Consider the following 21,075-nt stretch of genomic DNA (forward strand, 5'->3'; position numbering starts at 1 on the left):
AATCGTGTCGCGGGGACCGGTGCCCGACGTGTGTCGTGACGACCGGTGCCCGGCGCCTGCCGCGAGGAGCGGTGCTAGCGCGTCGCGAACGCCGACAGGAGCGTGGCGATCCGTTCGCGGGATCCGCCGTTCTGGACCGGGGCCGCCGTGAGCACGTCCAGGTGCTGGTAGCCGGGCAGGACCACGGGGTTCTTCTCCGCGGGGATGTGGTCCGCGAGGATCCCGTCGCCCGCGACGAAGGTGATCGTGGGGTTCGCGGTCAGACCGCCGGGGTGCGCCATGTTCCGGGCGATCCGCGGGTCGTCGACCAGGGAGAGGTCGGTGACCAGCTTCGTCGGGAAGTAGTCCTCGGTGAAGTCCAGCGGCTGCTCGGAGAGGCTGCGGGCCAGCTCCCCGATGTCCGAGACCTCCTTGGCGGCCGTCGTGAACGGCGTGCCGTCCGCCGAGCGGTGCACCGGGTCGTCCGGCGCGCCGACCCGGTCGAAGTTGCGCCAGGTGTAGAGCGGGCCGGCCGGCTGGTCCGGGATCGCCTTCAGTTCCGTACCGAACAGGGCCGGTGAGCCCTGTACGTCGTTCGAGACCGGGAAGTTCTTGTCCACGAGCCGGCCGCCGTCGAAGAGGCCCACGCTGGTCTGGATGAAGGACAGCGGGGCCGAGTTGTCGTCCATGAAGGCGCCGAGGACCGCCGCGTTGGTGAGCCGGAAGTCGCGGATCGTGGGCTTGCCCGACAGGAAGACGGCCGCGTCCTTGGAGAACATCGTGCGGGTCGTCGTCTCGATGTTGGCGTTCGACGGGAGGTCGTCCTGGAGCGTGGACCGGGCGTCGGGCGCGGTGCGCGCGGCCAGGCCGCTGATCGCGAGGACGTTCATGATCTCGGGGTTGATGACCGCGGGAAGCGCGAGGAAGCGGGGCAGGACACCGCTGCGCAGACCGGCCTGTACGACGGTGTAGCCGAGGCCCGTCTCCGGGACCGTTCCCTCGGGCAGCAGGCCGCCGTTGAGGGTGCCCGAACTGCCGTTCAGGTCATCGAGGTTGGTGGCGATGGTCGTGTCCAGGGCGAAGTAGCCCGCGCACTGGTTGAAGCCCGCGTCCGCCGTCGTCGCGGGGTTCCCGTCGAAGTCCCAGGTGGCGAAGACACCGGTGAGGACGCCGCCGAGGGAGTGCCCGCCGCACATCACCTTCTCCTTGCGCAGCTTCTGGTCGGGCAGTTCGGCGGACAGCAGGTCGTACTGGTCGCGGACCGTGCGTTCCAGGCCGACCTCGGCGAGCCAGCCCGCCTGATCACTCGTCAGGAACCCGTCGAAGGAGCGTCCGTCGACCTTCTCGCCCTCGTAGTAGTAGCCAACAGCCCTGGCAATGCTGCCCGTTGAGATCCCGGCGTTGTCCTCAAGGCAGTTGGAGCGCCGGTCCAGGGCCCAGAACTCGATGTGCTCGCCCTTCTCGGCGGCCGCCCTCACCGTGTTGCGGGCCACGCTGTCGAAGGCGCCCGCGCCCTCCAGGATGCCGGGCTGGGCGACCAGGACCCGGTCCGCGTCGGCGGACTTCGACGGTCCCTCCGAGGAGCGGTAGCGCAGATACGACAGCCGGTCGCAGCGCGCCGGGTGGCTGCCGGCCGAGGCGGGCAGCGGGATCCGCACGGAGACCACGGTCTCGGTGATGCCTGGGACCGGGGAGGCCGAGGCCACCGGGGTCTCGGTGCGGGCGGCCTCGGTGCCGGCCGGTGCTCCGTCGGCCGAGGGCATCGCGGTGAGCGCGGCCGTGCCGAGTGCTCCGGCGGTCAGGGCGCGCAGCCACCGGCCGCGGCGGCGGGGGACTCCTGTGCTCATGGGCTCTCCATCGGGACGACGGCGGGTACGGGGTACCGAACGGTAACCATCGGTAACTCCCGTATGCCATAAGGAAAATGAGCAAACGGGCACGGCCGGTCGCGCACATTCGCACAGTGGCTCGGTGGCGGCGTCCGGTGCGCGGAGGGAGACCGTGGCGGTCGATCCGGGCGCCCTGCCCGGCATCCGCTTCGTACCGGTCGGCGAGCGCAGGACGGTCAAGAACCTGCTGGACGCCGGTCGGGGCGAGGGCGTCACCCGGGTCGTCCTCACTGATCCCGAGGGCAACGAGTTCTGTGTGCTGCGGCCGAAGAAGACGCTTCTCGACTGAGGTCGGCCCGACTGGGGGCGGCGGAGTTGTGTACAGGCGTACGTATCGATGCGTACACTCGTACACATGGGATACGCGCTGCTCGCCGGAGCCATCGCCGCAGAGGTGGCCGCCACCACCGCCATGAAGTACAGCGACGGCTTCAGCAGGCTGTGGCCCTCGCTGGTGACCGCGATCGGCTACGTCGTCGCGTTCGCGCTGCTCGCGCAGACGCTGAAGACCGTCGCGGTCGGCACGGCCTACGCGATCTGGGCGGGGATCGGTACGGCGGCCGTCGCGGGCATCGGGATGATGTTCCTGGGCGAGGGCATGAACACCGCCAAGTTCGCCGGGATCGTGCTGATCATCGGCGGGGTCGTGGTGCTGAACCTGGGCGGGGCGCACTGATGCGGTGCCGTCCCGTGGGAGCCTGCTCGCGCCGCCCGGCGGGAGTCCGCTGATGGTCCGCCGCTACGACCCCGAGCGGCGGCAGCGGATCATCGACGCGGCGATCCGCGTCGTCGCCGACAAGGGCATCGGCGGGCTCAGCCACCGCTCGGCCGCGGCCGAGGCCGATGTGCCGCTCGGCTCGACGACGTACCACTTCAAGACCCTCGACGAGCTCATGGTCGCCGCGCTGCGCCAGACGAACGAGGGTTTCGCGAAGGTCGTCGCCTCGCGGGGCGCGCTGGAGGACACCGGGGCCGATCTGGCCGGTGAGCTCGCCGGTCTCCTGGGCGAGTGGCTGGGCGGCGACCGCGCGAGCGTGGAGTTGGAGTACGAGCTCTATCTCGCCGCCCTGCGCCGCCCCGCGCTGCGGCCCGTCGCCGCCGAGTGGTGCCAGGACCTCGCCGAGCGGATCGGCCACCGCACGGACCCCGTCACCGCCCGGGCCCTCGTCGCGGTGATGGACGGGATCTGTCTGCAGGTGCTGGTGACAGGGGCGGAGTACGACGAGGCGTACACGCGCGAGGTGCTGGCCCGGGTGATCCCCTGAATCCTGCTGTCCGTCGAGCGTGAACCTTTCGCGGCCCTGCGGGGAACAGGGGTGAAAGGCTCGGCACGACGAAGCAGGGGGAGGACTTGTGACCGGACCACCGGCACCTGAGGCCGGGGTGCACGACGACGCGGAGGTCGTCGCCCAGTCGCTGGAGGATCCGGAGCTGTTCGCCCGGCTCTACGACCGGCACGCGCCCGACATCCACCGGTATGCGGCCCGGCGCCTCGGGGACGGCGCCGCCGACGACATCACGGCGGACACCTTCCTCACGGCGTTCCGCATCCGCGGCCGCTACGACCTGACGCGCACCAACGCACGCCCCTGGCTGTACGGCATCGCGGGCAACCTCATCGGCAGACAGCGCCGCGCCGAGGTACGGGCGCTCAAGGCGCTGGCCCGCACCGGGCACGACCCCGTCGCCGCCTCATGGGTGGAGGAGACCGAGAGCCGGGTCGCCGCACAGGCACCCCTCGCCGGAGCCCTTGCCGCACTGTCGGCGGGGGACCGGCACGTACTGCTGCTCATCGCCTGGGCCGACCTCAGCTACCAGGAGGTCGCCGAGGCACTGGACATCCCGGTCGGGACGGTCCGCTCGCGGCTCAACAGGGCCCGGCGCAAGGTACGTACGGCGCTGGGCGCGGACCCCGCGTTCCTGCCCGACACCCCGGAGGTGGTCTGACGTGGACGAGATGACCGCGGTTCGCGAACTGCGGGCCGAGACACCCCTGCCCCCACGCACACGGCTCGTCCCGGGGCGTGACGCACTGCTGGCGGAGGCCGCGCGCGGTCGCCGGAGCCGGGGACTGCGCGCCGACTGGCGGCTCGCCGCCGTGGGCGCCGCGGCCGCGATCACACTGGCGGCGGTGCTCGGCACCCAGGTCGTGGGCGACGGGGGGCACGAGACACTGCCGGGGGCCCGGTCGACGTACTTCCTGGAACTGGGCAGCGCGAAGGACCTGTTGACCGACGCCGCGGACGTGATCGCGGCCGGCCCCTCGGTCACCGCCCGCGACGGTCAGTGGATCTACGTCAAGAGCGGCGAGGTCAACCTCACGGACGACTCGCGGCCGGGAACGAGTGAGACCTGGATGAAGTACGCCGATCCGTCCATGGAGGACGGGAAGGCGGGCGACGACCATTCGCCGAGGGAGGAGTACGAGTTCCTCAAGGGTCTGCCCGACGACCCGAAGAAGGTACGGGCGAAGGCACGCGCGTTCTTCTACGCCACCGACGAGACCGAGACCCGCACCGAACACGAGTACCGGGCCCTCACCGCGGTCCTCAGCCGGGCGTACGCGTACGACGCCGGGGATCTCGCCAAGGTCTACCGGGCCCTGGCCACGATTCCCGGCGTACGGGCCGCGCAGGTCCAGGACGCGGCGGGACGCGACGCCGTCGCGGTGTACCTCAGGAGCGAGGACCCGACGGCGAACCGGGACGAACTCCTCCTGGACCCGGGCACCTACCTCTACAGCGGTCATCGGTGGGTGGCCCGGAGCGACGGCGGCCAGTGGCAGAAGGGGGACGCCGTCATCAGCGGGGTGCGACTGGCCGTGGCGGTGGTCGACAAGAAGGATGAGCGGCCCTGATCCGACCGGCCGGACAGGCCCCGGTGCGCCCGGCACCTGAGACGCCGGGCGCACTGGTTGGCACCCGTGGGCCCCGGCCGGTTAGGTTTCCCTCATGACCGACACGACTGCTACTCGCACCACCGGCGCCGTCGCCGCCGGGCTTGCCACGCTCGCCGCCGACGGAACTGTCCTCGACACCTGGTTCCCGGCCCCCGAACTGGCCGCCGAGCCCGGCCCCTCCGGCTCCGAGCGGCTGTCCGCCGAGCGCGCGGCGGAGCTGCTCGGTGAGGGTGCCGTGAAGGCGATCGGCCCGGACGCCCGCCGTGGCGTCGAAGTGGTCGCGGTCCGCACGGTCATCGCCTCGCTCGACGAGAAGCCGGTCGACGCGCACGACGCGTACCTGCGTCTGCACCTGCTCTCGCACCGCCTCGTGAAGCCGCACGGGCAGAGCCTCGACGGCCTGTTCGCCCACCTCGCCAACGTCGCCTGGACCTCGCTCGGCCCGGTCGCCGTGGACGACGTGGAGAAGGTTCGGCTGAACGCCCGCGCCGAGGGCCTCCACCTTGCCGTGACGTCCGTCGACAAGTTCCCTCGCATGACGGACTACGTGGCTCCCAAGGGCGTCCGCATCGCCGACGCCGACCGGGTCCGCCTCGGCGCGCACCTCGCCGAGGGCACCACGGTCATGCACGAGGGCTTCGTGAACTTCAACGCCGGCACGCTCGGCACGTCGATGGTCGAGGGCCGCATCTCCGCCGGCGTCGTGGTCGGCGACGGCTCGGACATCGGTGGCGGCGCCTCCACCATGGGCACGCTGTCCGGTGGCGGCAACGTCCGCATCACGATCGGCGAGCGCTGCCTGATCGGGGCGGAGGCGGGTGTCGGGATCGCCCTCGGTGACGAGTGCGTCGTCGAGGCCGGGCTGTACGTCACCGCCGGGACGCGGGTCACCATGCCCGACGGGCAGATCGTGAAGGCCCGTGAGCTGTCCGGTGCGTCCAACATCCTGTTCCGGCGGAACTCGGTCACCGGGACGGTGGAGGCGCGGCCGAACAACGCGGTGTGGGGTGGCCTCAACGAGGTCCTCCACAGCCACAACTGAGACGTACCGCCGTTTGGGACCGAGCGCCCTTCCGCTGTTGCGGGAGGGCGCTCGGCTGTTCGGAGGCCGGGTGCGGCACGGTGGGGACCGCGCGACCGGCCCCCACCCCTCCCGCGCATCACCACCGGACCGTGAGAATTCCTCGTACCGCCAGGCATAGCGGGGGTCCGCCCGGAACGTCAGTACTGGTGGGAGCGGGGGAGAACCCGCTGGGGAAGAGAAGGTGACGATGGATGCCCAAGGGCACGAGCGGTTCCGGGAGTTCGTGGAGAACCGGTCATCGGCGCTGCTGAAGACCGCCGTGCTGCTCAGCGGCGGCGACCGCCACGCGGCCGAGGACCTGCTGCAGAACGCGCTGGTCAAGGCGGCCGGACGATGGCAGCGCATCGACGAGCCGGAGGCGTACGTACGGCAGATCCTGTACCGCCAGCAGGTGAGCCGATGGCGGCTGAAGTGGCGCAGACGGGAGCTGACGGTCGCCGAACCGCCCGAGGGGACGGGCGGGACGGCCGCGGCGGACGCCGCCTCCGCGGTCGACCTGCGGATCGTGATGCGTGGAGCGCTGGCGCGGCTGACCGCCCGGCAGCGGACCGTGCTCGTACTGCGCTACTTCGAGGACCTGCCGGAGGCCGACGTGGCCCGGATCCTCGGCTGCTCGGTGGGGACCGTACGGTCCACCACCCACCGCTCGCTCGCTCGCCTGCGGGCTCTCGCGCCGGAACTGGCCGCTCTGGGACCCGCCGACGCGGAACAGAGCCCGTCCCGCGACTTCTCACCGGTGGAGGTACGTCCGTGAACATGGATCAGCTGGTGCGCGACGCCCTGCACGAGCAGGCCGCGGACACCATGACCACGCCGCCCGACTTCGCGGGCCGCGTCCTCGCCGTCCGGCGCCGCCGCCGGACCCGTACGATCGCCGGCGCCGCGGTGGCCACCGCGCTCGCCGTCGCCGTCGGGGTGGCGGTACCGATGCTGGACGGCGGCAGGGACGAACCCCGGCTCGCCAGCCAGATGAACGAGAGCGACATCATCGCCCACCCGGACCAGACACCGCCGCGCGACCTCATCGCGGCGGGCAACACCGCGCTGGCCGCCTACTACACGTACAGCACCGTCAAGGAGACCGCGGACCGGGGCGTCACCCGGCGCACCTACCACCTCCTCGACCAGGAGACCGGCAAGTACGTGAAGACCACCAAGTGGTCCATCCTCGACGTTGCTCCCGGCATGCGCACCGCCGCCGTCCTGGAGCAGAAGCTGCCGACCAAGCGGATCGGCCTGCTGAACCTGCTCACCGGCGAGGTCGAGCGCTGGATCCCGGTCGACCGCGGTGTCGCGGGCGTCGAGTTCTCGCCCGACGGCAGCAAGCTCGTCGCGACGACGTACAGCGAGAATCCCGACCAGCAGAAGCTGGCGCCCAACGACAGTGACGGGGACGGCAAGAAGAACGACTGGATGCCGCCGTGGGGCGAGTCGTACCGGACCGGCTTCTACGTCCTCGACGTCGAATCCGGCAAGGGGTCCTGGAGCAAGGTCACGGTGCGCGTCGACGATGACATGCCCGGGTCCCTCAACGCCCGTCAGGACTTTGCCTTCAGCGATGACGCCAAGCTCGTGTACTCGGGGCTCACCATGGAACCCAACGTGCAGTACTACGACTTCGAGGGCAAGGAGGTCGCCACGCCCGCGAACGAGAAGTACCTGCACTGGTACGTCGACGCCGGCCTGTCCCCGGACGGCAAGCTCGCCGCCGGCGACTTCGCGGGGGGCATCAAGACCACCGCCTCCGAGATCAACGACCCCTACACGGGCAAGCGGCTCCACAAGATCCCCGGACAGCAACTGCTCGCCTGGGTCGACAACAGGCGGCTCATCGCCTTCGACATCGCACCCGGTACGAACGAGTTCCACAACCGGCTCGTGCTCGTCACGATCGGCAGTGACAAGACCGTCCCGCTGAGCGGTTTCCGCAAGGGGAACGACGGCGCGGCAGGGCGCTGGACGCCGATCTTCGCCGAACGCTGAGCAAGCTCCGATCACACCCCGGTCGAGGCGGCCACCAGCCGCTCGTACGCCGTCCGCAGCCCGTCGACCGCATCCCGGCCGGCGGGCCGCAGCGGTGCCCGGACCGGGCCGGAGGGCAGGCCGAGGGCGCCCAGCAGGGCCTTCGCCGTCACCGCGCCGGGCAGACCGGAGGCCATCATCAACTCGGTCAGAGGGATGGTGAGTTGCTGCAGCCGGACCGCCTCGTCCGGGTCGCCGCCGTCGAACGCGTCCAGGATCGAACGGAAGTGACGTGGGGTCACATTCGCCACCGTGCTGATGTATCCGGCGCCGCCGATCGCGTACATCGCGAGCACGTACTCGTCGCAGCCCGTGTAGTACGCCAACTCCGTGGCGGCCAGCACCTTCTGGGTGCCGAGCAGGTCGTAGGCGCAGTCCTTCACCGCCACGATCCGCGGATGCTCGGCCAGCCGCAGCATTGTCTCCGGCTCGATGCGTGTCCCCGTGCGGCCCGGGATGTCGTACAGCGCGAGCGGCAGGCCTGAGGCGTCCGCGATCGCGCGGAAGTGTGCCTCGACGGCGTCCTGCGGGGGCCTGCTGTAGTACGGCGTGACCACCAACAGGCCGTCCGCGCCCGCCTTTTCGGCCTCCAGGGCGAGCTCGGTGGTGTGGCGGGTGTCGGCCGTCCCGATGCCCGCGACGATCGCGGCACGGTCCCCGACGGCGTCCGCCACCGCCCGCACGAGCGCCGACTTCTCGGCGTCCGTCGTGGTCGGCGACTCCCCGGTCGTCCCGGACAGCACCAGCCCGTCGCAGCCCTCGGAGACCAGCCGGTCGGCCAGTCGCTGAGCTCCGTCCAGGTCCAGCAGTCCCTCGTCGGTGAAGGGGGTGATCATCGCGCAGAGGGCACGGCCGAAGGGCGGGGTGCGTCGTGAGGTCATGGAGGTAGTCTCGGCACCCCCATCCTGAAGCTCCACTTAATTCTTCTACGGGGTATGGGTAAGCAGTTCTTATCGGTTGCTGCGTTCGAGGTGGCAGGGGCGCTCTAGGAACTCGCCCCCGTTTCGGTCACCATGGCGGGGACGGTAGAAGGTCGTCTGTCACGGGAGGCGTCATGAAGCTGGGCAAGGCACTCGCCACCGGAGTCGCGGAGGAGCAGCCGCACCGGGAAGAGGAGGAGCTCCGACTCCCCGAGGAGATCCAGGAGTTGGAGTCCGCGGTCGAAGAGGTTCCGGTCGCGCGATGAGGGTGCGGCTCCCCGAGGAACGTCCGGCGGAGCCGCCGACCGGGTTCAAGATCGCCCACCCGATGCTGTCCCAGGACGGCACCCGGGCCGGGTTCACCGGTGTGTCGCTGGGCGGCGCGCTGCCGTACGGAGTGCTGGACGAGGCGCACTGCGTCTACGGCCTGAGGCACCGGGCACCGCACCGCCGCTGCGACTGCGGCTTCCACTGCGTGCACGAGCGCACGGCGGCCGAGGCCATGCTGTGCACCGCCGAGCACCGGAGCGCCGTACTCCTCGAAGTGACGGTCCTCGGCGCCTACATCCGCTTCGAGCTCGGTTTCCGGTATGCGCGGCAGCGGGTGCGTACCGCCACGGTCGGACCCTGCGCGTGCGGCGCCGTCGCCGTGGCGCTGGCCGACGCGGGATGGGGCAGGCCCGGCTGGCGGGGCTTCGCGGCCTCCTGCGCCGGATGCGTCCGCGGCCGTACGGCGGTGTCGCTCGCGACCTTCGCCCGGCTGGGCGGAGAAGGGCTGCGGGTACGGGCCGGGGGCGGTGCCGCACCGGGCGCCGGTGACGGCCTGCCCGAGGGGCTCGGGGTCTCCGAGCTCGTCGCCGAGGCGGCTCTGCTGCAGGCCCGCCTCGACTGGTTCCAGAGCCAGCTGGCGCGACTCGGCGATCGCGGGGCCGGACAGGGGTGACGGCGGCCCGGCAGGGTACTCGGGCGTCCCGGACGAAAGGAGGGGACGCCGTGACCGGATCTACGGACCGGCGGCCGGGTGAGCAGCACTCGGTCGGCGAACTCGTCGGACAGGCCACCGAACAGCTCTCCGAGCTCGTACGACAGGAAGTGCGGCTCGCGAAGGAGGAGCTGGCGCAGAAGGGCCGGCGCGTGGGACGCGGCGGCGGGCTGCTGGGCGCGGCCGGTGCCGTCGCCTACGTGGGGCTGATGGCCCTGGCCGCGACCGGTGCGGCCGCGCTCTCCCTCGTGCTGCCCGTGTGGGCGGCCGCGCTCATCGTCACGGCCGTGCTCTTCGTGGTCGCGGGCGTGTTGGCGAGGACCGGACGGACCCAGCTCGGGCGCGCCACCCCGCCGATGCCCGAGGAGGCGCTCGACAGCGTCCGGGCCGACGTCGACGAGATCAAGGAAAGGGCGCACCGATGAAGGACACGAACGATCCCGCGGAGCCCGGCAAGGCGGCGGACAAGGCCGCCGGCGGAGCGAAGGGCCCGGACGAACTGCGACAGCAGATCGAGGAGACCCGGGGACAACTCGGCGACACCGTCGAGGAGTTGGCGGCGAAGGCCGACGTGAAGGCCCGAGCGCGGGCCCGGGGCGCCGAGCTGAAGGGCAAGGCGTCCGAGGCCGGACACGCCGTGCAGGACAAGGCGGCGCAGGCAGGCCATGTCGTGCAGGACAAGGCCACCGAGGCCGGTCACGTCGTGCAGGACAAGGCGGCGCAGGCCGGTCACGTCGTGCAGGACAAGGCCGTCCAGGCCGGGCACGTGGTGCAGAGCAGGGCCACGCAGGCCGGACACGCCGTCCAGGACAACGTGCCCCGGCCGGTGCGCACGGCCGTGACCAATGCCGTCCAGGCCGGAAAGCGGCACCCCGGGCCCGTACTGATCGCAGGGGCCGGAGCGGTGGTCGCGGTGGGCCTGCTGCGGCGGCGCCACAACGGACACCACTGAGACACGCACTGATACACACCTCCGGCTCCGGTCACTGACCGGTGCCGTACGGCGAGCGGCGGGGCCGATCCATTCGGCCCCGCCGCTCGTCGTGCATCTGCTGCGGCCCAGCGGGGTGGACCCCGTCCGTGATGCCGGTGCTTGACCTGAAGTTCGGTTGAGGTCCGAGGGTGGAGCCCTGGACACCGATCAGCGATCACTGGAGTTCGTGATGACCCGTCGTACCGATGCGCACCCCGCGATGACCCGCCCCGAGGTAGGGGCGCCCTTCTTCAGCACCTGGCGGGTGGGGACGCCCGAGCGCCAGAAGGAGACGGTCGAGGCGATCGCCGCCACCTGGGAGCGCAGGGCGTGGCCGGCCGAGGGGCTGCTCGGGTACCACGTCTACTCCGGGGAGGACGGCACGACCCTGCTGCACCACTCGCAGTGGCGGAGCGAGCAGGACTACGAGGCGTTCGTGAAGGTCCACCGGCAGGAGCGGGTGGACGAGGTGGATGTGGCCGTGCCCGGGATCGAACGGGTGGGGCTCGGCCGCTACCGGCACTACCGCAGCGGCGTCCAGGAGGCGGAGACCCGGGTGCCGGGGTGCGTCGTGATCGTCGAGATCGAGTTCGAGGGGCCTGACCCCGACCGGCAGCGCGCCTGGGTGGACGCCGTGTTCGAGGCCCTGGAGAGCGAGCCGAACCTCAGTCCCGGCGGGATCTCCGCCCACTTCCACCTGAGCACCGACGGTACGAAGGTCCTCAACTACGCCGAGTGGGAGACCGCGCAGGCCCACATCGACGCGCTGGCGGCCCCGGGCGGTGGCGTCGGATCCCGTACACCGCAGTGGGAGCGCGTACAGACGTACCCCGGTCTGAAGCAGTCCACGGTCCGCCGCTACACCCACGCCCTCGGCCTCGTCCCCGAGTGATCGGAAGACCACCGACACCGACAACAAGAACCGTCTGGACAAAAAAAGTGTTCGGTGAGACGGTGGAGTCATGTTGGACGTGACCGTGATCGAGGACCCGGCGGCAGCCGCCGCCTCGCTGGACCCCATAAGGGGCCGGCTCCTGGCCGAGCTGGCGGCCGGGCCCGCGTCGGCCGCCATGCTGGCCGGCAAGGTCGGACTGCCGAGGCAGAAGGTGAACTACCACCTGAAGGCGCTGGAGCGGCACGGTCTGGTCGAGCTCGCGGGCGAGCGCCGCAAGGGCAACGTCACCGAGCGGCTGATGAGGGCGACCGCCGCGTCGTACGTCATCTCGCCGCTCGCCCTCGCCGCCGTGCAGCCAGACCCGGACCGTTTCCGGGACCAGCTCTCGGCGCGGTGGCTGCTCGCGCTCGGCGCCCGGCTGGTGCGGGACGTCGGCACGCTCGTCGCGGGCGCCACGAAGGCCCGCAAGCGGCTCGCCACGTACGCGCTGGACGGCGAGGTGCGTTTCGCCTCCGCCGCCGACCGGGCCGCGTTCATCCAGGAGCTGACGGCCGGCGTCGGCGCCCTGATCCGCAAGTACGACTCCGCCGACGCCGAGGGGGGCCGTGACCACCGGATCGTCGTGGCGGTCCATCCCACGGTCAAGCCCGAGACGGCCGGCACGGCCGACGCATCCGGTACATCTGATGCGTCCGGTACGTCCGAGGGTCCCAAGGCTTCCGAGGCGTCCGCAGCGGCGCCCGAACTCACCGACTGACACGCCTAGTTGACGCGCAGGAGCACACCATGTCCAAGGAATTCGAGATCGCCCGCGAGTTCGAGGTCGACGCCACACCCGACCAGGTGTGGGACGCCGTCACCAGCGGCACCGGCGGCTGGCTGTGGCCGATGGAGCCCCCGGAGCCGCGTGAGGGCGGCCGGGGCCCCTGGGGATCCACGGTCACCGCCTGGGACCCGCCGCACAAGTACACCAACCGGCTTGAGGGCGTCGACGAGAACTCCCAGCAGACCCTCAACCAGCTCGACTACACCGTCGAGCCGCGCGACGGCGGCCGGCGCGCCTGGGTGCGGTACGTGCACAGCGGGATCTTCGTCGACGACTGGGACAACCAGTACGACGGGGCGAGCAGGCACACCGACTTCTACCTCCACACCCTGCGCGAGTACCTGACGAGGTTCGCGGCCAGGCCGGCCGCCTTCGCCACGTTCGACGGGCCCGACGCGTCCAGGGCGGCCGACGCCTTCGCCGCCGTGGGCCGCGCACTCGGCCTCGCGGACGACACCGCCGAGGGCACGCGCGTACAGGCTCAGGGCCCCGACGGCCAGGTGCTGGACGCCGTCGTCGACTTCCGCAACCCGTACTTCATCGGGCTGCGCACCGACGACGCCCTCATCCGCTTCTTCGGCCGCAACCACTGGGGCGCGCCCGTCGGCATGAGCGTCCACGACTTCGCCCCGGGCGCCGACGCCAAGGGGAACGAGGCGGCCTGGCAGGGCTGGCTGAACCAGGCCTTCGGAGCCTGACGCGCTACGGAGGCACCGGTGAGCCCGGCCCCCTGACGTGGGGCCGGGCTCACCGGCGTGTTCGTGCGGCGACTACGGGCTTCCTGCGGCGACTACGGGCGGAACCGCAGCACCTGCGGGTCGTGGTCGCTGATCTGGTCGGAGAACTCCGAGTTGATGTGCACGCTGTCGTACGTGAAGTCGCAGTCCTTGCGGATCGACGGGCTGATCAGGATCTGGTCCAGGACCTGGCTGTTGCCCTGGTAGTCATAGCTGTAACGCTCGCTCTTCGGAAGGGACTTGACGGCCGACCACAGCGCGCCGTCGTCCTCCAGGAGCTTCGTCGTCTGCGAGAACTCGAAGTCGTTGATGTCGCCGAGCGTGACGACGTCCGCGTTCTTCTGCTTCGCCAGGATGTCCTTGACGAAGGCGTTCACGGCGGTCGCCTGGAGGTGGCGCTGCGTCTCCGAGCTGCGCGCCGGCGGCTGGAACTGCGAGTGCAGCGACTGGTCGCCGCCCTTCGACGCGAAGTGGTTCGCGATCACGAAGACCGGCTTGCCGCGGAAGGTGAACTCGCCCGCGAGCGGCTTGCGGCTGTTCGTCCACGCGGCGTTCGCCGGGTCGATACGGCCCGGCGAGACCGTGAGCTGCGCCTTGCCGTGCACCTTCGTGACGCCGACGGCCGTCGTGGCGTCGCCGCCCGCGCGGTCCACGAACGACACGCGCTCCGGGTTGTAGAGGAACGCCTGACGGATGTTGCCGCCCGGCTCGCCGCCGTCCGCGAGGTTCACCGGGTCGATGGAGCGCCACTCGTACGCCGGGCCGCCCGCCGCGACGATCGCGTCGATCAGCTTCTGCATCGTCTGGTCGGCGGCGACCGTGCCGTCGTTCTTCGCGCCGTTGTTGTCCTGGATCTCCTCCAGGGAAAGGATGTCGGGCGACTGCAGGTGGTCCACGATCGCGGCCCCGTGGGCGGCGAACGTGGCGTCCGTCGGGTCGAGGTTCTCGACGTTGTACGTCGCCACCGCCAGCTCCGCACGCGACTGCTTGCGCGTCGTCTCGCGCTCCAGGCCGCCGTCCTTCACCGTGCCCAGGGTGCGGGCGGTCAGCGTGTAGCCGCCGAACTGGGTGTAGTCGAGCGGGCCCTCGGTGGTGCCCTGGAGGGTGTCACCGACGTTCGCCGTCGGGAACGGCTCGGTGGCGGTCGGGATCAGCGACTGGATCTGCAGCCGGCCGGTGTTCTGCGAGGAGTACGCGCCGTAGACCGTGCCGCCGCGACGGTTCGGGTTCTCGTGCGGCTTGACCGTCACCCAGAGCTCGGAGAACGGGTCGGTCGCGGTGACCACACGCGACGAGCCGATCGCGACGTTCATGCCCTCCAGCGACTCGTAGTGGTCGAGGGCGTACTTCTTCGGCCGCAGCGTCACGCCGTTGACCGAGCCGCTCGCCGCCGCGTCGCCCTCGGGCGTGTACGCGTCCGGTACGGAACGGCTGTCGATGACGGTGGCCTTGGGCAGCGCGTTGCCGCTCGACACCACCGTCACAGTCGGCCGGGTGATCTCCGTGACCGACTGGTTGCCGGACGAGGCGCCGCCCGGCACGAACTCCGTGACCGTGCCCGAGACGGTGACAGAGTCGCCGACGGCGACCTTCGGCGTGGAGCTGGTGAAGACGAAGATGCCCTCACTGGTGGCCGGGTTGTCGTCCGCGGACGGACCCTGGATCCAGAAACCGCGGGACGAACCGTAGGTTCTCGTGCCCGTGACGATGCCGGCCACGTCCGTGACCTGCTGGCCCGCGAGCGGGGACGTACGGGTGGAGCCCTGGATGTCATGGACGGCCACGGCATCCGCGTGGGCGGGCGAGGTGACGACCACCGCGGAGACCGTGGAACAGACGGCGGCGACGGTGAGCGCGGCTATGCGTGCGGAAGACTTGCTCGGCAACGGGATCCCTCCGGGGACGTGCGTGGGCGCCGGGACGAGGGTGGCGCGGTGAACGGACGAGGGTGAGGCTGTGGAGCGCGTACGTGGGTGGGGCTGTGGAGCACGTATGTGGGTGGAGCGGTGGAGCGAAGTCGAACGAAAGCAAGGGTGGAGCCGTAACCGGTGGGGCGGTCCGTGACGCGCGTAGAAGCCGCGATGCACTGCTACTCGTGAGTTTCTACGCGCGTCAATCTCGTGTCTGGCCACGGCACTTGTCAAGGTTTCCCGAGTTAACAGTTCTGACAGGTTCATGAACCGGGCGGCATGGGTCCAAATCCGTCTAGGCTGAGGTCGCGTGTCCGGGGCGGCCGGCAGGCGTTTTCCCGGGCGGCCCGCGGGCCTCGTGTGCGTCCGAGATGTACGCCCGAACGTTCGTCCTAGGAGAACCAGCCGATGTCAGACAGTTCCCCCCTGCCGCCGGTGCGTCTGCACTCCGAAGCGGAGCTTGCGCGGGACGCCCTCGCCACGCCGCTTCTCATCCGTGCCGTGCGCCTCGCCCGCTGGGCCGGCCCGGAGACCCGGGTCGGGGCCGGCGGCGAACTCGTCGAGGAGCAGCTGCCGGCCGCCGCCGCGGAGCTCGGCCTCGACGGCGGGGACGCCGCGGCCTACGCGAGCGAGGCCTGGCGGGTCGCCGTCGACACCGGGCTCGTCGAGGTCGTGGACGAGGAGGAGGGCACCGTCACCGCGGGCGCCGACCTGGCACTCGTCCTCTCCGGAGCACCCCAGGACGTACTGGGACTGTGGCTCGGCGCGCTTGAGACGGTGCTCGCCGACGCCAGTGTGCCCGACCTCGACGACCTGGTGGAGGCCATGGGCGAGGGCGGCGAGATCGACTTCTCCGAGCTGGACTGGGATCCGGAGGCGGAGGCGGAGTTCCTCGACGGGGTCCTCGGCAACCTCTACCTGCTGACCTCCAGCGAGGACGGCCCCGGCGACGGCCCGGTGCCGCTGCCCGCGCTCGCCGCCTCGATGATCGTGCCGGACGACATGGGGGAGCCCACCAACGACGTGCTGGAGCAGGTGTCGGACGCCATGATGCGGCTCGACGACCAGTTCCGGCTGCTTGAGCCGATCGGGCTCGTCGACTTCCAGCCCGTCGACGAGGCCCTCATGGCCGACGCCGACGAGGAGCCCGCGGCGCCCGTCGACGACACGGACGTCTCGCGGTACGGGATGGTGCGGCTCACCCCCCTCGGGGTGTACGGGATCCGGGCGCGGCTCCTCGAAGCCGGGTTCGCGGCGCCCGCGGTGGGCGACCTCGCGGACAAGGGGGCGGACGTGCTGCTCGACGGCACCTCCGCGTTTCCGCCTGCGGCCGCGCAGGCGGAGACCGAGCAGTGGCTCGACCGGCGTGAACCCCTTTCCGCGGCACGGGAGTTGCTCGCGGCGGCGAAGGGGGCCGACGCCGGGGCGCCGCTGCGGCGGCTGCGCTGCCAGCAGGCCCTTTCGCTGGTCGGTACGGAGGCCTCGCCCGCGCTCCGTGAGGTGCTCGACGATGCTGAGCTGGGTGGGCTCGCGCGGGTCTGGCTCACCGAGCGGGGGGCCTCGGACGTGCCCGCGCCCTCCGAGGAGATGGTTTTCTGGCTGACCGTCGACACGATTGCCGCGCAGCTTGCCGCGGAGGGGAACTCCGCGGAGTTGCAGGCGCTTGTCGAGGGGCTTGCGGCGCAGCACGGGGGGTTCTTCGCGGCGGCGTGGCGGGTGGATCACCCTGCCACGCCCGATGTCCTGGAGGCGATGGGCCGGCTGCACCCCGACAAGAAGGTCGCCAAGGAGGCGCGGAAGGCCGCGTTCAAGGCTCGGTCGCAGCAAGGGGGGTAGGGGGTTCTTCGCCCCCGCCGCCCCTACCCATTCCCGTCCCTTTTCGGGGGCCGGCCCCCGAACCCCCGCTCCTCAAACGCCGGAGGGGCTGACTATTAGCCTGTCCGGCGTTTGAGGACGAGCGCGGCAGCGCGATACGGGGGTCTGGGGGCGGAGCCCCCAGGGACGGGACGGGTAAGGGCGGCGGGGGCGAGGGAAATCCTGGTCGTCAGGGCTCGTCCTCGCCCATTGCCAGGACTCGGACCGGGATGCCCTCCAGCTCGTCCGGGACGACGTCCTCGGGGCGGAGCCGGTCGCGGGGGACCTTGCGGGTGACGAAGACGACGATGACGTCCTCGCCGGACTCCTCGTCGCGCCCACTGCCGACACCGCTCACATTGGCCAGCGCCATCAGCCGTTCCTCATGGCGGTGGCTTGCCTGACGCGCGTCCACTTCGGCTCGCCTCCCATGGGTCGTACGGGTCCTTGGTATGGAGATTATTCCGACCAACAGTTCGCATGCGAGGACTGATGGGCCGTACGGGGCGGCATTGCTCCGGACGGGCGGAAGCGGCTGGATCCGGCTGGTCCGGCTGGATCCAGCCGGATTCACGTAAGCGGGCCCTGGGAAGTCGGCCCGCGTTCAACCGGCGTTCAGTCACGGGCGGGACCGTGTGGCCGACAGTCGGGTCCGCCACCCTCCGCGCGTCACCGCCCCGCCACGGTCACACTCCACCGTCACAGGAGACAGCATGTCGCTCACCCGCAGGGACTTCGCCAGACGATCCGCGATCACCGGCGCCGGTGTCGCCCTGATCGGCAGCGTCGGCACACTGGCCACCGCGCCCGGCGCCCTCGCGTCCACGGACACCGAGACCACGGGCGATGCCGACGACGATGCCGACCACGCCGACCGGCACGGCGGAGCCGTCGGCTACGGCCCTCTGCTGCCCGACCCCAAGGGCGTCCTCGCGCTGCCCGCCGGGTTCAAGTACCGGACCATCACGTACAGCGGGAAGACCAAGCTGGAGTCGGGCGAGTTCACCCCCTCCAACCACGACGGCACGGCCACCTTCGACGGCCCGCGCGGCACGACCCTCCTCGTCAACAACCACGAGCTGAAGGGCCCGCGCGCCAACTGGAAGTACCCGGTCCCGCTCACCGAGGGCCTCGTCTACGACCCGGCCGCGTCCGGCGGCTGCACGGTCGTCGAGGTGCGCCCGGGCGGCGCGGTCGCCGAGTGGGTCGGCATCGCGGGCACCTCCACCAACTGCGCGGGCGGCAGCACCCCCTGGGGCACCTGGCTCACCTGCGAGGAGAACTCCGACCGCGCCGGCGTCAACGGCATGACCAAGGACCACGGCTACGTCTTCGAGGTCGACCCCTCCGACCGCCGTGCCAACCGCAACCCCAAGCCCCTGAAGTTCTTCGGCCGGTACGACCACGAGGCCGTCGTCATCGACCCCAAGCGCGGCCACGCCTACCTCACCGAGGACGCGTCAGGCCCCAACGGCCTCTTCTACCGCTGGACCCCGCCGAAGGGCTTCCACTACGGCCCCGGCAGGTTCCGTACCCTCGCCGACGACGCGGGCGTGCTCCAGGCGCCCAAGTGCTACGACTCCGGCGGCCGCCCGGTCGACGACCTCTCCCGCGCCACGAAGATCGGCACGGTGTACGGCGTCGACTGGGAGGACGTCCCCGACCGCGACGCGAAGACCGTCGACGTGCGCAAGCAGTTCGGCTCCGGCGAGGTCACCCGCGCCCGCAAGCTCGAAGGCATGTGGTGGGGCGACGGCGGCGCGTACATCGTCTCCTCGTACGCCCGTGAGGAGAGCCCCGTCCAGCACGACGGCCAGGTCTGGTTCTACGACCCCAAGCGCCGCACGCTGACCCTCAAGGTCCTCCTCGGCGTGAACCCCGACCCCTCCAGGGACGGCGCCTTCGACGGTCCCGACAACATCACCGTCTCCCCGTACGGCGGTCTCGTCATCGCCGAGGACGGCGAGGGCGTTTCGCATCTCTTCGGCGCGACCGACAGCGGCCGTACGTACCCCGTCGCCCGCAACGACCACAACATCGGCACCGAGGAGGAGCCCGAGTTCAGCGAGTTCACCGGCGTCACCTTCTCGCCCGACGGAAAGACGCTGTACGCCAATATCCAGGAGCCGGGCATCATGCTGGCGATCACCGGTCCCTGGCGGCGTCAGAAGCGCGGCTGACCTTCCGTTTCGTACGCAGGGCCCCTGGACGTGGAGTAAACCCGTCGCCTCCCGCGTTGTGACACCTGTTGCCACGTGGGAGGGGACGGGAGTCGATGAGCCTTCGTCAGTACGAGTACGCCCTGGCCGTTGCCGAGGAGGGCTCGGTGACGGCGGCGGCGGAGCTGCTGCACGTCGCTCAGCCCTCGGTGTCCCAGCAGATCCGCGGCCTGGAGCGGGAACTCGGCGTGCAGCTGTTCGCCCGCACGCCGACCGGCCTGGTGCCCACCGTGGTCGGCCGCGCGTTCCTGCGGGAGGCGGAGGTCGCGGTCAGCGCGTCGCGGCGGGCGAGGGCGACGGCACGGGCCGGTGCCGACGAGCTGGTGGGCGAGCTGGTGGTCGCTGCGCAGATGGGATTCGGCACGCGACAGCTGCCGGGCGCCCTGGGCACGCTGCGTCGCCGCTTCCCGCGGCTGGAGGTCACCGTCTTCGAGGAGCCGAGCTCCGCCGAGCTGGAGCGGCTGTGCCGCCGGGGCGTGTTGAACCTTGCCCTGATGGCCGCCTGCGAGCGGAGTCCCTCCGACGCCCACCACCTCGGCGACGAGAAGTTCGTCGTGGTGCTGGGCGCCGGGCACCGGCTGCTCGCCGCGGACGCGGTCGAGCTGCGCGAACTGGCGGGGGAGCCGTGGGTGAGGTTCGACCGCGACAGCGCGCTCGACGGCGTGCTGCTGAACGTGCTGCGGGACAACGATCTGACCCCGACCACGGCCGCCCGCGTGTCCCAGACGGCGACGGCCGTGCGCTGGGCCGCCCACGGGCTGGGGGTGACGCTCGTCCCGGCCTCCGCGGTGCCCCACGGTTATGAGCACCTCGTGCGTCCGGTGTTCCCGGTCGTCTCCCAGCCCGTCATCGCCGTGCTCCGGCACGGCGCGGGTCCGGCGGAGACGGCCCTGCTCGAACTCCTGCGCGAGGAGAGCTGGTCCGAGTCCGCTTCCTTCTCACCTTCCTTCTCGCCTCCCTTCTCGCCTTCCTTTTCACCGGCGTCCTGACGGCCGAGAAGGGAGCGGGCGCGGCGTTCTGCCGACGGAGTCAGCCCCTGGGGAATTCGCCGCCGTCCACGACGAGATTGCTTCCGGTCACCCAGCTCGCCCGGTCGGACGCGAGGAACACCACCGCGTCGGCGATGTCGTCGGGCTGACCCTCCCGCCCCAGCGGCACGGTGGTGGTGTTCTGGCCCTGCGCCGGGTCCAGGCGCGCCCACTGCTCCCGCGTCAGTTCGCCGCCGGGGGTGGCGGTCCTGCCGGGAGTCACGGTGTTGACCCGGATCCCGGACGGGGCCAGCTCCAGGGCCAGGCCCCGGCTGTAGTTCTCCAGCGCCGCCTTCGCCGCCGTGTAGTGCAGGAACGGGAGCGGCGTGGCGGGGACCGCGGCCGAGGAGATGTGCACGATCACCCCCGAACGCCGTTCCCGCATCCCCGGTACCAGCAGCGAGTCTAGCCGCACCGAGGCCAGGTAGTTCAGGTCCAGCTGGTCCTGCCACTCCTCGTCGGGGATGGCCGAGGTGCTCTCGTACGGTTGCGCCCCACCCGCGTTGTGGACCAGGACGTCCACCCCGCCGAGCACCTCCCGCGCGGCTGTGGCGAGCGTCTCCGCGCCGGCCCGTGTCCGTACGTCGGCCGCCACGAAGGCGGCCCCCTCCGGCACCGTGCTCGTCGCCGACCTGGCGGTCGTGAGCACCTCGGCGCCCGCGTCCAGGAGTTGGCGCACGATGGCCTCTCCTATTCCGCGAGAACCACCTGTGACCAGGGCCCGCTTTCCCTTGAGTTCTCGCGTTCCCGATCCGTTTTCGATCGTGGTCATGCCACCGGCCCTCTCGATTGCGTATTCGTCCGCTCGGTGAGCATCTCGTCGAGCTGTTTCACCGTACGTTCGGAAAAGAACGAGGG

Annotated in this window: 22 protein-coding genes and 1 pseudogene; 18 read left to right on the plus strand and 5 right to left on the minus strand. The window is 71.1% G+C overall.

The genetic code is table 11. The annotated features are described in order from the left end of the window. Nucleotides 1-74 precede the first annotated feature (74 nt). On the minus strand, nt 75-1,826 hold the full coding sequence (locus tag ACZ5VQ_RS15130) for a hypothetical protein (RefSeq protein WP_469105252.1): 1,752 nt from the start codon (nt 1,824-1,826) through the stop codon (nt 75-77). A 172-nt stretch (nt 1,827-1,998) separates the two neighbouring features. On the opposite strand from ACZ5VQ_RS15130, the pseudogene ACZ5VQ_RS15135 reads away from it, so the two are divergent. From ACZ5VQ_RS15135 to ACZ5VQ_RS15170, 8 genes and pseudogenes are all read left to right on the plus strand, one after another. Next, nucleotides 1,999-2,157, plus strand: a pseudogene (locus ACZ5VQ_RS15135) (VOC family protein); the annotation flags it as partial. Between the two features lie 66 nt (nt 2,158-2,223). Continuing rightward, entirely contained in the window at nt 2,224-2,544 is a 321-nt protein-coding gene (locus ACZ5VQ_RS15140; RefSeq protein WP_362074524.1) for a DMT family transporter, read from the plus strand. 52 nt (nt 2,545-2,596) lie between these two features. Next, a complete protein-coding gene (locus tag ACZ5VQ_RS15145; RefSeq protein WP_469105379.1) occupies nt 2,597-3,133 on the plus strand; it encodes a TetR/AcrR family transcriptional regulator in 537 nt (178 codons plus the stop codon). Between the two features lie 88 nt (nt 3,134-3,221). Continuing rightward, on the plus strand, nt 3,222-3,815 hold the full coding sequence (locus ACZ5VQ_RS15150; RefSeq protein WP_469105253.1) for an RNA polymerase sigma factor: 594 nt from the start codon (nt 3,222-3,224) through the stop codon (nt 3,813-3,815). Nucleotides 3,816-3,825: 10 nt separating this feature from the next. Beyond that, the gene (locus ACZ5VQ_RS15155) at nt 3,826-4,725 is read left to right on the plus strand and encodes a CU044_5270 family protein (RefSeq protein WP_469105380.1); all 900 of its coding nucleotides are present in this window, start codon (nt 3,826-3,828) and stop codon (nt 4,723-4,725) included. Nucleotides 4,726-4,819: 94 nt separating this feature from the next. Beyond that, on the plus strand, nt 4,820-5,809 hold the full coding sequence (gene dapD, locus ACZ5VQ_RS15160; RefSeq protein WP_469105254.1) for a 2,3,4,5-tetrahydropyridine-2,6-dicarboxylate N-succinyltransferase: 990 nt from the start codon (nt 4,820-4,822) through the stop codon (nt 5,807-5,809). Nucleotides 5,810-6,038: 229 nt separating this feature from the next. Continuing rightward, a complete protein-coding gene (locus ACZ5VQ_RS15165) occupies nt 6,039-6,605 on the plus strand; it encodes a SigE family RNA polymerase sigma factor (protein ID WP_362087901.1) in 567 nt (188 codons plus the stop codon). Continuing rightward, nucleotides 6,602-7,834 (plus strand): WD40 repeat domain-containing protein, encoded by a 1,233-nt coding sequence (locus tag ACZ5VQ_RS15170; RefSeq protein ID WP_469105255.1) that lies wholly within the window; start codon nt 6,602-6,604, stop codon nt 7,832-7,834. Before ACZ5VQ_RS15165 ends, ACZ5VQ_RS15170 begins: the two co-directional genes overlap by 4 nt. Nucleotides 7,835-7,845: 11 nt before the next feature. Here ACZ5VQ_RS15170 and dapA read toward each other — a convergent pair whose 3' ends face one another. Then, on the minus strand, nt 7,846-8,754 hold the full coding sequence (dapA, locus tag ACZ5VQ_RS15175; RefSeq protein ID WP_469105256.1) for a 4-hydroxy-tetrahydrodipicolinate synthase: 909 nt from the start codon (nt 8,752-8,754) through the stop codon (nt 7,846-7,848). 173 nt (nt 8,755-8,927) lie between these two features. On the opposite strand from dapA, the gene ACZ5VQ_RS15180 reads away from it, so the two are divergent. The 7 genes from ACZ5VQ_RS15180 to ACZ5VQ_RS15210 all read left to right on the plus strand — a co-directional run bounded on the left by ACZ5VQ_RS15180 (nt 8,928) and on the right by ACZ5VQ_RS15210 (nt 13,167). Further along, nucleotides 8,928-9,059 (plus strand): hypothetical protein, encoded by a 132-nt coding sequence (locus tag ACZ5VQ_RS15180; protein ID WP_469105257.1) that lies wholly within the window; start codon nt 8,928-8,930, stop codon nt 9,057-9,059. Beyond that, nucleotides 9,056-9,736: a hypothetical protein gene (locus ACZ5VQ_RS15185; RefSeq protein WP_469105258.1), complete on the plus strand. Its 681-nt coding sequence runs from the start codon at nt 9,056-9,058 to the stop codon at nt 9,734-9,736. Before ACZ5VQ_RS15180 ends, ACZ5VQ_RS15185 begins: the two co-directional genes overlap by 4 nt. 50 nt (nt 9,737-9,786) lie before the next feature. After that, complete coding sequence (locus tag ACZ5VQ_RS15190; protein WP_362087916.1) at nt 9,787-10,200, plus strand: phage holin family protein; 414 nt, start codon at nt 9,787-9,789, stop codon at nt 10,198-10,200. After that, complete coding sequence (locus tag ACZ5VQ_RS15195; RefSeq protein WP_469105259.1) at nt 10,197-10,727, plus strand: DUF3618 domain-containing protein; 531 nt, start codon at nt 10,197-10,199, stop codon at nt 10,725-10,727. Before ACZ5VQ_RS15190 ends, ACZ5VQ_RS15195 begins: the two co-directional genes overlap by 4 nt. Before the next feature lie 211 nt (nt 10,728-10,938). Continuing rightward, the gene (locus ACZ5VQ_RS15200) at nt 10,939-11,640 is read left to right on the plus strand and encodes an antibiotic biosynthesis monooxygenase (RefSeq protein ID WP_469105260.1); all 702 of its coding nucleotides are present in this window, start codon (nt 10,939-10,941) and stop codon (nt 11,638-11,640) included. 70 nt (nt 11,641-11,710) lie between these two features. Beyond that, a complete protein-coding gene (locus ACZ5VQ_RS15205; RefSeq protein WP_469105261.1) occupies nt 11,711-12,400 on the plus strand; it encodes an ArsR/SmtB family transcription factor in 690 nt (229 codons plus the stop codon). Nucleotides 12,401-12,429: 29 nt separating this feature from the next. Next, a complete protein-coding gene (locus ACZ5VQ_RS15210; RefSeq protein WP_469105262.1) occupies nt 12,430-13,167 on the plus strand; it encodes an SRPBCC family protein in 738 nt (245 codons plus the stop codon). Between the two features lie 92 nt (nt 13,168-13,259). On the opposite strand, the gene ACZ5VQ_RS15215 is transcribed toward ACZ5VQ_RS15210, so the two are convergent. Then, nucleotides 13,260-15,092: an endonuclease/exonuclease/phosphatase family protein gene (locus ACZ5VQ_RS15215; protein ID WP_469105263.1), complete on the minus strand. Its 1,833-nt coding sequence runs from the start codon at nt 15,090-15,092 to the stop codon at nt 13,260-13,262. 432 nt (nt 15,093-15,524) lie between these two features. Here ACZ5VQ_RS15215 and ACZ5VQ_RS15220 point away from each other — a divergent pair, with 432 nt between their 5' ends. Further along, nucleotides 15,525-16,952 (plus strand): hypothetical protein, encoded by a 1,428-nt coding sequence (locus ACZ5VQ_RS15220; RefSeq protein WP_469105264.1) that lies wholly within the window; start codon nt 15,525-15,527, stop codon nt 16,950-16,952. A 208-nt stretch (nt 16,953-17,160) separates the two neighbouring features. On the opposite strand, the gene ACZ5VQ_RS15225 is transcribed toward ACZ5VQ_RS15220, so the two are convergent. Further along, on the minus strand, nt 17,161-17,343 hold the full coding sequence (locus ACZ5VQ_RS15225) for a hypothetical protein (protein WP_200399042.1): 183 nt from the start codon (nt 17,341-17,343) through the stop codon (nt 17,161-17,163). Nucleotides 17,344-17,683: 340 nt separating this feature from the next. On the opposite strand from ACZ5VQ_RS15225, the gene ACZ5VQ_RS15230 reads away from it, so the two are divergent. Both ACZ5VQ_RS15230 and ACZ5VQ_RS15235 read left to right on the plus strand, forming a co-directional pair. After that, nucleotides 17,684-19,150, plus strand: a complete 1,467-nt coding sequence (locus ACZ5VQ_RS15230; RefSeq protein ID WP_469105265.1) for an alkaline phosphatase PhoX — start codon at nt 17,684-17,686, stop codon at nt 19,148-19,150. 95 nt (nt 19,151-19,245) lie between these two features. Next, nucleotides 19,246-20,178 (plus strand): LysR family transcriptional regulator, encoded by a 933-nt coding sequence (locus tag ACZ5VQ_RS15235; RefSeq protein WP_469105266.1) that lies wholly within the window; start codon nt 19,246-19,248, stop codon nt 20,176-20,178. Between the two features lie 40 nt (nt 20,179-20,218). Here the strand turns inward: ACZ5VQ_RS15235 and ACZ5VQ_RS15240 are convergent, their stop codons facing one another. Next, nucleotides 20,219-20,989 (minus strand): SDR family oxidoreductase, encoded by a 771-nt coding sequence (locus ACZ5VQ_RS15240; protein ID WP_469105267.1) that lies wholly within the window; start codon nt 20,987-20,989, stop codon nt 20,219-20,221. Nucleotides 20,990-21,075: the final 86 nt, after the last annotated feature.

The sequence above is a fragment of the Streptomyces sp. NPDC033178 genome, assembly GCF_055577685.1.

Excerpts from the sequence above, each read along its gene's own strand:
- ACZ5VQ_RS15130 (WP_469105252.1), bottom strand. The coding sequence starts at position 1,826 with ATGAGCACAGGAGTCCCCCGCCGCCGCGGCCGGTGGCTGCGCGCCCTG.
- ACZ5VQ_RS15140 (WP_362074524.1), top strand. The coding sequence starts at position 2,224 with ATGGGATACGCGCTGCTCGCCGGAGCCATCGCCGCAGAGGTGGCCGCC.
- ACZ5VQ_RS15145 (WP_469105379.1), top strand. The coding sequence starts at position 2,597 with ATGGTCCGCCGCTACGACCCCGAGCGGCGGCAGCGGATCATCGACGCG.
- ACZ5VQ_RS15155 (WP_469105380.1), top strand. The coding sequence starts at position 3,826 with ATGACCGCGGTTCGCGAACTGCGGGCCGAGACACCCCTGCCCCCACGC.
- dapD (WP_469105254.1), top strand. The coding sequence starts at position 4,820 with ATGACCGACACGACTGCTACTCGCACCACCGGCGCCGTCGCCGCCGGG.
- ACZ5VQ_RS15165 (WP_362087901.1), top strand. The coding sequence starts at position 6,039 with ATGGATGCCCAAGGGCACGAGCGGTTCCGGGAGTTCGTGGAGAACCGG.
- dapA (WP_469105256.1), bottom strand. The coding sequence starts at position 8,754 with ATGACCTCACGACGCACCCCGCCCTTCGGCCGTGCCCTCTGCGCGATG.
- ACZ5VQ_RS15180 (WP_469105257.1), top strand. The coding sequence starts at position 8,928 with ATGAAGCTGGGCAAGGCACTCGCCACCGGAGTCGCGGAGGAGCAGCCG.
- ACZ5VQ_RS15185 (WP_469105258.1), top strand. The coding sequence starts at position 9,056 with ATGAGGGTGCGGCTCCCCGAGGAACGTCCGGCGGAGCCGCCGACCGGG.
- ACZ5VQ_RS15195 (WP_469105259.1), top strand. The coding sequence starts at position 10,197 with ATGAAGGACACGAACGATCCCGCGGAGCCCGGCAAGGCGGCGGACAAG.
- ACZ5VQ_RS15200 (WP_469105260.1), top strand. The coding sequence starts at position 10,939 with ATGACCCGTCGTACCGATGCGCACCCCGCGATGACCCGCCCCGAGGTA.
- ACZ5VQ_RS15205 (WP_469105261.1), top strand. The coding sequence starts at position 11,711 with ATGTTGGACGTGACCGTGATCGAGGACCCGGCGGCAGCCGCCGCCTCG.
- ACZ5VQ_RS15210 (WP_469105262.1), top strand. The coding sequence starts at position 12,430 with ATGTCCAAGGAATTCGAGATCGCCCGCGAGTTCGAGGTCGACGCCACA.
- ACZ5VQ_RS15220 (WP_469105264.1), top strand. The coding sequence starts at position 15,525 with ATGTCAGACAGTTCCCCCCTGCCGCCGGTGCGTCTGCACTCCGAAGCG.
- ACZ5VQ_RS15225 (WP_200399042.1), bottom strand. The coding sequence starts at position 17,343 with ATGGCGCTGGCCAATGTGAGCGGTGTCGGCAGTGGGCGCGACGAGGAG.
- ACZ5VQ_RS15230 (WP_469105265.1), top strand. The coding sequence starts at position 17,684 with ATGTCGCTCACCCGCAGGGACTTCGCCAGACGATCCGCGATCACCGGC.
- ACZ5VQ_RS15235 (WP_469105266.1), top strand. The coding sequence starts at position 19,246 with ATGAGCCTTCGTCAGTACGAGTACGCCCTGGCCGTTGCCGAGGAGGGC.
- ACZ5VQ_RS15240 (WP_469105267.1), bottom strand. The coding sequence starts at position 20,989 with ATGACCACGATCGAAAACGGATCGGGAACGCGAGAACTCAAGGGAAAG.